Source organism: Brevundimonas sp. (genome assembly GCF_041911375.1).
Taxonomy (GTDB): domain Bacteria; phylum Pseudomonadota; class Alphaproteobacteria; order Caulobacterales; family Caulobacteraceae; genus Brevundimonas.
Map to the genome: position 1 here is coordinate 40,840 of NZ_JAYRPA010000035.1, position 10,047 is coordinate 50,886.

Below are 10,047 nucleotides of genomic sequence, written 5' to 3' on the forward strand. Positions count from 1 at the left end.
CGAAATCGACTCGTGCGCCGACCGTGAAATGACTCCGGACCGCAAGCTGCGGCTGGGCCGCATCCAGTTCCGCGCCTGGCGGCGCGGCTTCCGCGAGGCGGACATGGTGCTGGGCCCGTTCGCGGATCAGGTGGCGCCGGGGCTGACCGACGCCGAGCTCGACCAGTTCGAAGCGCTTCTCAACGAGGAAGACCAGTGGCTCTACGGCTGGATCATCGAGCGTGATCCGACCCCGCCAGAGTTCGAGACGCCGGTGATGGCGCAGGTGCGGGCCTTCATGCGCGCACATGTGGCCGCCGAGGTCGGAAGGGGCATCGGCTGATGGACGCCAAGGTGGAGCACAGGACGGACGCCGATCTGGGCGGCGCGCCGGAAGGGCTGGACGCCCTGGTCGTCGCCGAACGGCTGAAGGCGGCGGGGGGCGTGGCGCTCTTCGTCGCGCGGGATTTCCAGCGGTCCGGCGGGTTCGTCCAGGCGTTCCAGTTCTTCTCCAAGGACATTGAAGTTCTGGAATATCCGGCATGGGACTGCCTGCCCTATGACCGGCTCAGTCCGACCGCCGGCGTCGCAGCCCAGCGTATGGCGACGCTGACGAGGCTGGCGCAGCGCACGGCCGATGATGCGCCCATTCTGGTGGTCACCACCATCTCGGCCGCGATGCAGCGGACGCCGCCGAAGTCCGTGACCACGGCGGCCGGGTTCGAAACCAAGGTCGGGCGCGATCTCGATATCCAGGCGCTGGAGCGGTACTTCGCAGCCAACGGCTATGTCCGCGCCTCGACCGTGTCCGAGCGCGGCGAGTTCGCGGTGCGGGGCGGGGTGGTGGACGTCTATCCGCCGGGCTTCGAGGAGCCGGTCCGTCTGGACATGTTCGGGTCCGAGCTGGAATCGATCCGGACCTTCGATCCGGAGACGCAACGGTCGACCGGGCAGATGACGACGGTGTCCTTGGCCCCCGTGTCCGAGGCCCTGCTGGACAAGGCGGCTATCTCTCGTTTCCGCACCGGCTATCTGAACCTGTTCGGCACGCCAGGCGACGACCCCCTCTACGCCACCATCAGCGAGGGCGCGCGGCGACAGGGCATGGAGCAGTGGCTGCCGCTGTTCTACGAGACGCTGGACACCCTGTTCGACTATCTGCCGGATCAGGCGCAGGTCTTCCTGGACAATCAGGTCGAGACGGCCAGGGGCGAGCGCTGGGACCTGATCGCCGACGCCTATGACGCGCGAGCCGAGGCGGCCAAGGCCAAGGGCCATGCGATCGCCAACCGCGCCCTGCCGCCAAAGTCGCTCTATCTCGACGCCGGCGACTGGAACCAGGCGCTGGCGGGCCGCGCCGTGCGGCGGTTCACGCCCTTCTCGGGGGGCGGAGAGGACGCCGGCGGTCGGTTGGGCCGGACCTTTGCGGCCGAGCGGGCGCAGGACAGCGTCAACCTGTTCGAGGCGGTCGCGGCCCATGCCGCGGCGTTGAAGGCCGACGGCAAGCGGGTGCTGTTCGCCTCCTGGACCGAGGGCTCTTCCGAGCGCTTGGCCACCATGCTGGCGGACCACGGCCTGGACCACATCGTCGCGGTGCGCGACTGGACCGACGTCCAGGCTGCGCCGAAGGAGCTGTATCTGCGGGGCGTGCTGCCGATCGAGCATGGCTTCGTCACCGACGACGTCGCGGTGATCTCCGAGACCGATATTCTGGGAGATCGGCTGGCGCGGCCGCGCAAGAAGCGTCGGGCGTCCAACTTCCTGGCGGAGGCTTCGGCGCTGACGACCGGCGATCTGGTCGTGCACCTGGATCATGGCATCGGGCGGTACGAGGGCCTGAAGACGCTGGACATCCAGGAGGCGCCGCACGACTGCCTGGAGCTGGTGTACGCCGGTGAAAGCAAGCTTTACCTGCCGGTTGAAAACATTGACCTTCTGACCCGCTATGGCACGGACGCTGACGGGGTTCAGCTGGACCGGCTGGGCGGCGCGGGCTGGCAGGCGAGGAAGGCCAAGGCCAAGGAACGCCTGCGCGCCATGGCCGAGGGGCTGATCGCCCTGGCGGCCAAGCGCGCGCTGCGCGAGACCGAGGCCGTGGTTCCGCCGTCGGGCCTGTTCGCCGAATTCTGCGCCCGCTTCCCCTATGAGGAAACGGACGACCAACTGAACGCCATCGGCGACGTGCTCGAAGATCTCGGCAAGGGCGTGCCGATGGACCGCCTGATCTGCGGCGACGTCGGCTTCGGCAAGACCGAGGTGGCGCTGCGGGCCGCCTTTGTGGTGGCGATGACGGGACAGCAGGTGGCGGTCGTCGCGCCGACCACCCTGTTGGCGCGGCAACACTACAAGACCTTCACCGAACGCTTCGCCGGCTGGCCTGTGAAGGTGCGTCAGCTGTCGCGGATGGTGGGGGCCAAGGAGGCGGCGGAGACGCGGGCGGGGCTGAAGGACGGCTCGGTCGAGATCGTCGTCGGCACCCATGCGGTGCTGTCGGAACAGGTCGGTTTCCGCGACCTGGGCCTGGTCATTGTCGACGAGGAGCAGCACTTCGGCGTCAAGCACAAGGAGAAGCTGAAGACGCTGCGCGCCGACGTCCACCTGCTGACCCTGACCGCCACGCCGATCCCGCGCACGCTGCAGATGGCGCTGTCGGGCATTCGCGAAATGTCGATCATCGCCACCCCGCCGGTCGATCGCCTGGCGGTGCGGACCTATGTGACGCCCTGGGACCCGGTGCTGGTGCGCGAGGCGCTGCTGCGCGAGAAGTATCGCGGCGGCCAGGCCTACTATGTCGCGCCGCGGCTGAAGGACCTGCCGGACATCGAGAAGTTCCTGCGCGAGCAGGCGCCTGAGGTGAAGTTCGTCGTGGGGCACGGCCAGATGAGCGCGACCCAGCTGGAAGAGGTGATGAGCGCCTTCTACGACGGCGAGTATGACGTCCTGGTCTCCACGACCATCGTGGAAAGCGGGCTGGACATCCCGACCGCCAACACCCTGATCGTCCACCGCGCCGACATGTTCGGCCTGGCGCAGCTTTATCAGATCCGGGGCCGGGTCGGCCGTTCGAAGGCCCGAGCCTTCGCCTATCTGACCACCGATGCGATCAAGCCGATGACCCTGTCGGCCGAGCGGCGGTTGCAGGTGCTGCAGTCGCTGGACAATCTGGGCGCCGGTTTCCAGCTGGCCAGCCACGACCTGGACCAGCGCGGCGGCGGCAATCTGCTGGGCGACGAACAGTCGGGTCATATCCGCGAAGTCGGCGTCGAGCTGTATCAGCAAATGCTGGAGGATGCGGTCGCGGAGCTGCGCGAGAAGGGCGAGGGCGGAGCGGTCGATCGCGGCTGGTCGCCCTCGATCAATGTCGGCGCTTCCGTCCTGATCCCAGAGGATTACGTTCCCGACCTGAACGTTCGTCTGAGCCTATATCGCCGGTTGTCGGACGCCGAACAGAGCGAGGACCGCGAAGCCCTGGCTGCGGAACTCATCGACCGGTTCGGCCCTCTGCCCGATGAGGCTCAGCAGCTGCTGAAGATCGTCGGGATCAAGGCCAACTGTCGCAAGGCCTGCATCGAGAAGATCGACATCGGGCCTCGTGGCGCGGTTCTGACGCTGCGCGACAACAGCTTCCCCAATCCGGCGGGGCTGGTGGGGCTGATCCAGAAGAACCACGCCTTCTGGAAGATACGGCCCGATCAGAAGGTCGTCATTTCCGGCGACTGGCCGACGGCCGAGGCGCGGCTGAAGGCGGCGGAGCGCATCACCGCCGACCTGGCGCGGGTCGCGGGCGCCTGAAGCCTAATCGGCCTGGCCGACGTCGCTCTAGCGTCCGGTGCGGGCGAACAGATCGGCGGAGGCGCGCTCCAGCAACACGCCGGGGGCTTCACCGGGACTCAGCTCCGCCGCGCCGACGTCGAACTCGGCCACGAAGGGCGAGCGGTCCGGCCCGGCGTCGAAGGCGGTGCAGCCGATGACCGCGGCGATGCGCTCGGCGGCCAGTCGCGCCGCCTCGCCGCGCGTCGCCGGCAGGGCCAGTGCGAAGACCTCCTTCGCCAGACGCGCGGCCGTATCCTCGACCCGCACCAGCCGCGCGATCATCGCTCCGATCTGGGGCATGGCGCGATCCAGCCAGCCGCTCTGGCGGGCGAGGGTCACCGCATCGCCCTCGCGCACCCGCAGAACGCAGACCGAAAGCGGGCGGCGCCGGGCCCGCGCCGCCTCGACAACACGCCCCAGATGGGAGGCGAACAGATCGGCGGTGAACAGGCCGGTGGATGGGTCCATCAGCTCGAGACTGCGTACCGAATCCAGCGCCTTGCGTATGGTCAGCTGACGTCGGTGAGACTGGGCGAGCGCCAGGATACGCTCGGCGGTCTCCCCCTCCGGCGTGTCGACCGAGGCCACGTCGGCGAAGCCGCGGTGGAACAGCTCGCCCAGGTTGATCTCGTTCTTGCCCCGCAGATAGAGCATCAGCGGGATGTGGTAGAGGCGCGTGTTGCGCTTCATGCCCGATGCGATGGAGAGCGCCGGAGCGTGGTCGTCGGCGCCCCAGAGCACAGCCGCGTCGAAGGCGCTTTCGTGCAGGAAGTCGAAGGCGGTGTAGGGCGTCGGCGCGGCGACGACGTCGACCCCGGCTGCCGACAACGCATTGGACAGGGCCAGAAAGCGACGGTCGGCGGCGCCGGCGGCCAGGATGCGCAAGGGCGGATCGTCCGCGTCGCGCGCGTCCAGGCTCACGCCGCGCGCGGCGAAGGTGGAGGAGCGAAGGCGGAACTCCTCCTCGGCGATCGCGGCGCGAATCAGCTGTTCCAGCCGGAGGGAGGCCTGGACGGGATGCGGCGGCTTGGACATGGCCAGATCGGCGCCGGGCGCCGCGTCCGGGCGGGCGCCGACGACCATGATCGGCAGACGTCTCGGCTCGGCCGCGGCGCGCAGGCGGGCGACGGCGTCCGGCGACAGGTCGGCCGCGTCGATCACGGCGGCTTCCAGGGGGAAGTCCTGAAGCGTGGCCTCGGCCGAATCCAGATTGCGCGCCGTCACGGTGCGCCAACCCAGCGAATCCAATCCCGACGTCAGAGGGCCGATCCGGTCATCGTTCGACGCCAGAACCAATACGCGTGTGTCGAAATCCAAAACCAGTCGCCCCTTGAGCGCCATGCGCGCCTGTCGCCCCCGGCGACGCCGTGCAAGCATAGCGAGACGACCGCGTGTCAGGCAATGTCGAGGCGGTTGAACGCGTGTAACGCCGGGCGGCCAACGTAAGGCTTTCCCTGCCGAGCAAATCGGTTAGGTTCCCCGGCTTGGCGAAGGCGGTCGAGAGAACCTGGTTGAGCGAGCATCTGAGCCGCGCGGTGTTGAAGGCGCCCGACTTCTGGGGGCGGCTGTCTGTAAGAGCCTTCGCCCGCAGCTGGGGACGCGACGTCATGCTCTACACGGGCGGGGTGTCCTTCTTCGCCCTGCTGGCGGTCTTTCCGGCCATCGCCATTCTGATCGGCTTCTACAAGCTGGGCCTGTCGATCGGCCAGGTCAGCGAGCAGGCGGCCGCCCTGTCGGACCTTCTGCCCAGCGCCGCCCAAGGCATCTTTGAGGATGAGATCAGCCGCCTGGCCAACGCCTCGGCGCGCACCGTGTCGACCCAGAGCGCCTTTGCCCTGATTGTCGGCGCCTATGCCGCGCACCGTGGATTCAAGGCCTTGCTGGCGGGTTTGAACCTGATCCATGACGAAACGGAGCCGCACGGCTTCTTCAAGTTCAACCTGCTGGCCTTCTTCGTGGCCATCTTCGCCTTCGCGCTGTTCACCATCGTCTCCGGCGCCGTCGTCACCGCCCGCATCCTGGCCCACGCCGCGTCGCCGGCCGGGGCGCAGAGCGGGGGCGGGCTGGGGCCGATGGACACCCTGCTGCCGGCGGCCGGCCTGGCTCTGGGGCTGACGCTGCTCTATCGCTACGCCATGAGCCACAGGACGCCGGTGGCCTGGTTGCCCGCTCTGGTCGGCGGACTGATCGCCACCCTGATGTCGGTGGTCGCATCTTGGCTGTGCGCCATCTATGTCGAACAGATCGCGCCGCTGGGCGCGACCTACGGATCAGTCGGTGCGGTCGTGGTGCTGCTGATCTGGCTGTCGTGGAACGTCAACGCGATCTTCTACGGCGGCGCCTTCGCCACGGAGATGGAGATCGCGGCGCGGGACCAGGCGACCGTCGCCAAGCCGCCGGCGGGCGTGGTCAGTCTGTCGGAGCGGCGAGCGTCCCGGGGCCAGTCTCGACTGTAATCCGCAAGGCGCCGTCAGCCTGGTCCACCGACACCACGCGGCCCTTCAACTGCTGCATCAGGTACGGCACGTCGATGCGCGCCATAGGGTCGGTGGCCAGCAGGGTGAACCGCGCGCCCGGGGCGGCGCCCCGCATGGCTTTTTGCAGCTTGAGGCTGGGCGTCGGGCAGCGATGACCGCGCGCATCGATGATGGTGGAGCCGTTCACGCCAATTGTTCGGCCAGCAGACCCAGCGCCACGCGGACGCTGGCCAGGCGAACCGCGTCGCGGCCGATGTCGCGGAAGCGCGCCTCGCGATGGATGAGGCCCGCCGGCCCCACGGCGGCGAAATGCACCAGCCCGACCGGCTTGTCCGCCGAGCCTCCGCCCGGTCCGGCGACGCCGGTCACCGAGACGGCGACGGTCGCCTGAGCATGAGCGGCTGCGCCCTGCGCCATCGCCTCGGCCGTCTGGCGCGAGACGGCGCCGTAAGTCGTCAGCGTGGCTGCCGGCACGCCCAGCATCTGCATCTTGGCCAGGTTGCTATAGGTGACGAAGCCGCGGTCAAGAGCGGCGGAGGAGCCGGGAATCTGAGTCAGGGCGCCGGCGACCAGCCCGCCGGTGCAGCTTTCGGCCGTGGTCAGCATCAGGCCGCGCGCGGTCGCGATTGCGACGATCTGCTGCGCGCTCTGCTGGATGTCTTCGGGGAACATGATCTTTTCATAGGCTGCGAGTCCCGCTCTAACCAGAGCCATGACCGACGCCGTCTATCCAGAGTCTCCACCCTCCGAGGCGACGCGGGATCGGGTCACGCCTTGGCTGTTCGCGACGGCCATCTTCACCTCGGCCTGTCTGGTGTTCGTCGTCCAGCCGATGGTCGCCAAGCTGGTGTTGCCCACGCTGGGCGGTTCGCCGTCGGTGTGGAACGCCTCCATGGTCTTTTTCCAGACGGCGCTGCTGGTCGGATACGGCTACGCCCACCTGCTTCAGCGGGTCGGCTCTCTGCGCGGTCAGGTGGGAATACACCTTGCGCTGCTGTTGGCGGCGGCGCTGTTCCTGCCGCTCAGGATCAACGGTTTACTGGGTGATCCCGACCCCGCGTCCCCGACGGCGTGGCTGCTGGCGACCCTGGCGCTTTCGGTCGGCGCGCCCTTCGCGGTCCTGTCGGCGACGGCCCCGCTGCTGCAGGCCTGGTTCGCCCGTGTCCGGGTCGGACACGCCGACGGTCGCAATCCCTATGTGCTGTACGCGGCGTCGAACCTGGGCAGTTTCCTGGCCCTGCTGGCCTATCCGATCCTGATCGAACCTCTGGCCAGCCTGTCGGGGCAGCGCTGGGGCTGGAGCGGCGGCTACGGACTGTTCGTCCTGATGGTCGCGGGGCTGGGCGCCGTCGTCTGGCTGCGCCGGACCCGTACGGCGCCGGAGCCGCCGCGGCTGGCGACGAGCGCGCCGATCGCCTGGCGCGAGAAGGGCCTGCTGGTCCTGCTGGCGGCGGCGCCTTCCAGCCTGATGCTGGGCGTGACCGCCCACCTGTCGACCGATGTGGCCTCGGCGCCCTTCCTGTGGGTCCTGCCGCTGGCGCTCTATCTGCTGACGTTCGTCATCGCCTTCCAGTCGCGGCCGGCGATCTCTCTGCCGCTGACGCTTTCGATCCAGGGCTGCGCGGCGGCGGCCTGCGCGGCGCTGATCGCCTTCCGCACGGGCGAGTGGGCGGTGATCTTCGTCGTCCATCTGGCGACCTTCTTCATCACGGCCCTGATGTGCCACCAGTTGCTGGCGGCGCGCCGGCCGGCGCCGGATCGGCTGACCGAGTTCTACCTGTTGCTGTCCCTGGGCGGCGTGGTGGGCGGAGCGTTCAACGCCCTGGTCGCGCCGGTCGTGTTCAACATGGTCTGGGAGTACCCGCTGGTCCTGATCGCCGTGGGCCTGTTCCGGCCGTGGGGCGGCGGGCCGCTGAAGCGTTGGGAGATCGCCTGTATGCTGATCGGCGTGGCCATCGCCCTGACGCCGCCCGGCGTGCTGGAGACCATGCGCTATAATCCCGGCTTCCGCGCCCTTGTGCCTGAGGCGCACATGGTCCGGATGGCGCAGGGGACGCTGGGCGTCGCGGCGCTGTTCGCCTTTATGGTGCGGGACCGGGCGGTCCTTTTCACCGTCGTCATCGCCGCCATGGTCTGGTCCGGCTATCACATCTCGCGCGGCTACGACTGGGACATGTCGGAGCGAAGCTTCTTCGGCGTGATGCGGGTGGCGACCTCGCCGGATCCGGCGCTGGGCGGGCCGGTGCATGTGCTGATGCACGGCACGACGCTGCATGGGGCCCAGGCCCAGGCGGCCCGCTATCGCTGCCAGCCGACCCTGTACTATGCGACGTCGGCGCCCCTGGGGCAGGCGGCGCTACAGACCCAGACGCGCCATCCGGACGGCGCCGTCATCGGCGTGGTCGGCCAGGGCTCGGGCGCCATGGCCGCCTATAAGCGCGAACAGGACCGGCTGACCTTCTTCGAGATCGATCCGATGGTGGACCGGATGTCGCGCGACCCGCGCTGGTTCAGCTTCATCAACGGTTGCGCCGACGGGCCGGTGCGCACGGTCCTGGGGGACGCGCGGTTGACGATGGCCCGCGAGGCGCCCGGCAGCTACGATCTGCTGATCATCGACGCCTTCACCTCCGACGCCGTCCCGACCCATCTGCTGACGGTCGAGGCCATCCAAGGCTATCTGCGCCTGCTCAAGCCCGACGGCGTGGTGGTGCTGCACCTGTCCAACCGAAACCTGGAGATCACCCTGCCGGCCGAAGCCGCCGCGCAGGCCCTGAACGTCCCGAACCTGCACCAGGTCTATATCGAGCGCGACGACACGCCGGTCATGGCGGAGGCCTCGACCGAGGCGATGATCCTGTCGCCGACCGAGGCCGGCATGGCGCCCTATCGCGAAGATCCCCGCTGGCGTCGGTTGCAGCCGACGTCGGTGCGCCCGTGGACCGACGACTACGTCAATCTGTTCGGCTCGCTGGTCCGGCAGATGCGCTACGCTGTCGGCTAGAGCGGCGCCGGCAGGTCGACCGTCGCGACGGCCTGGGCGGCCAGGCCTTCGCCGCGCCCCGTGAAGCCCAGCCCCTCGGTGGTGGTGGCCTTGACGCTGACGGCGTCCAGGGGAAGCGACAGCAGGCTGGCGATACGCTCGCGCATGGCCTGACGATGCGGCTTCACCTTCGGACGCTCGCAGATCAGGGTCACGTCGAGATTGATGATGCGCCCGCCGCGCGCGGTCACCAGATCCGCGGCATGGCGCAGGAACTGGTCCGAGGACGCGCCCTTCCACTTCGGATCGGTGGGGGGGAAGTGGTCGCCGATGTCGCCGTCAGCGAGCGCGCCCAGGATCGCGTCGGTCAGGGCGTGCAGGCCGGCGTCGGCGTCGGAATGGCCGATAAGCGTCTGGTCGTGCGGCACCTCGATCCCGCAAAGCCAGACCGACCCGCCGGGCCCCCAGCGGTGGACGTCGTAGCCGGAGCCGATGCGGGTCTGACGCGGCGATAGGGCCTCGACCATGGCGAAATCCTCAGGGTAGGTCAGTTTCATCAGCCGCGGGTCGCCGTCGACAAGGGCGACCCGGCCGCCGTGGCGCTGGACGACCACGGCCTCGTCGGCGGGCGGTTCGGCGTCGCTCCAGGCCGCGTAGGCGCCCTCGATCACGCCACGACGGAAGGCCTGGGGCGTCTGGGCGCGCCACAGACCGTCCCGCTCGACCACGCCGTCCATCCGGCCGTCGGTCGCGCGCCGCAGGCTGTCGGCGACCGGCAGCACGGGCAGGGCGCCC

The 10,047-nt window shown here is 69.1% G+C and carries 8 protein-coding genes; 4 read left to right on the plus strand and 4 right to left on the minus strand.

Annotation, left to right across the window (positions count from 1 at the left end; genetic code table 11):
- Positions 1-28: 28 nt before the first annotated feature.
- On the plus strand, positions 29-322 hold the full coding sequence (locus ACE3PU_RS07170; RefSeq protein ID WP_374388132.1) for a succinate dehydrogenase assembly factor 2: 294 nt from the start codon (positions 29-31) through the stop codon (positions 320-322).
- The gene (gene mfd, locus ACE3PU_RS07175) at positions 322-3,771 is read left to right on the plus strand and encodes a transcription-repair coupling factor (protein WP_374388134.1); all 3,450 of its coding nucleotides are present in this window, start codon (positions 322-324) and stop codon (positions 3,769-3,771) included. Before ACE3PU_RS07170 ends, mfd begins: the two co-directional genes overlap by 1 nt.
- A 27-nt stretch (positions 3,772-3,798) precedes the next feature.
- On the opposite strand, the gene ACE3PU_RS07180 is transcribed toward mfd, so the two are convergent.
- The gene (locus ACE3PU_RS07180) at positions 3,799-5,133 is read right to left on the minus strand and encodes a diguanylate cyclase domain-containing protein (RefSeq protein WP_374388136.1); all 1,335 of its coding nucleotides are present in this window, start codon (positions 5,131-5,133) and stop codon (positions 3,799-3,801) included.
- Positions 5,134-5,399: 266 nt separating this feature from the next.
- Between ACE3PU_RS07180 and ACE3PU_RS07185 the strand changes: the two genes are divergently transcribed.
- Positions 5,400-6,248, plus strand: a complete 849-nt coding sequence (locus tag ACE3PU_RS07185) for a YihY/virulence factor BrkB family protein (protein ID WP_374388148.1) — start codon at positions 5,400-5,402, stop codon at positions 6,246-6,248.
- Here ACE3PU_RS07185 and ACE3PU_RS07190 read toward each other — a convergent pair.
- A complete protein-coding gene (locus ACE3PU_RS07190; RefSeq protein ID WP_374388140.1) occupies positions 6,202-6,456 on the minus strand; it encodes a sulfurtransferase TusA family protein in 255 nt (84 codons plus the stop codon). The two genes, ACE3PU_RS07185 and ACE3PU_RS07190, sit on opposite strands and share 47 nt — an antisense overlap.
- Positions 6,453-6,941 (minus strand): CinA family protein, encoded by a 489-nt coding sequence (locus ACE3PU_RS07195; RefSeq protein WP_374388142.1) that lies wholly within the window; start codon positions 6,939-6,941, stop codon positions 6,453-6,455. Before ACE3PU_RS07195 ends, ACE3PU_RS07190 begins: the two co-directional genes overlap by 4 nt.
- A gap of 40 nt (positions 6,942-6,981) precedes the next feature.
- On the opposite strand from ACE3PU_RS07195, the gene ACE3PU_RS07200 reads away from it, so the two are divergent.
- Positions 6,982-9,273, plus strand: a complete 2,292-nt coding sequence (locus ACE3PU_RS07200) for a fused MFS/spermidine synthase (protein ID WP_374388144.1) — start codon at positions 6,982-6,984, stop codon at positions 9,271-9,273.
- On the opposite strand, the gene ispF is transcribed toward ACE3PU_RS07200, so the two are convergent.
- Positions 9,270-10,047, minus strand: a 778-nt coding sequence (ispF, locus tag ACE3PU_RS07205; protein ID WP_374388146.1) for a 2-C-methyl-D-erythritol 2,4-cyclodiphosphate synthase, incomplete at its 5' end; no start/stop codon positions are given. The two genes, ACE3PU_RS07200 and ispF, sit on opposite strands and share 4 nt — an antisense overlap.

What these genes read in the sequence shown, in the direction of transcription:
- ACE3PU_RS07170 (WP_374388132.1), top strand. Translation starts at nt 29, where the DNA reads ATGACTCCGGACCGCAAGCTGCGGCTGGGCCGCATCCAGTTCCGCGCC.
- mfd (WP_374388134.1), top strand. Translation starts at nt 322, where the DNA reads ATGGACGCCAAGGTGGAGCACAGGACGGACGCCGATCTGGGCGGCGCG.
- ACE3PU_RS07180 (WP_374388136.1), bottom strand. Translation starts at nt 5,133, where the DNA reads ATGGCGCTCAAGGGGCGACTGGTTTTGGATTTCGACACACGCGTATTG.
- ACE3PU_RS07185 (WP_374388148.1), top strand. Translation starts at nt 5,400, where the DNA reads ATGCTCTACACGGGCGGGGTGTCCTTCTTCGCCCTGCTGGCGGTCTTT.
- ACE3PU_RS07195 (WP_374388142.1), bottom strand. Translation starts at nt 6,941, where the DNA reads ATGTTCCCCGAAGACATCCAGCAGAGCGCGCAGCAGATCGTCGCAATC.
- ACE3PU_RS07200 (WP_374388144.1), top strand. Translation starts at nt 6,982, where the DNA reads ATGACCGACGCCGTCTATCCAGAGTCTCCACCCTCCGAGGCGACGCGG.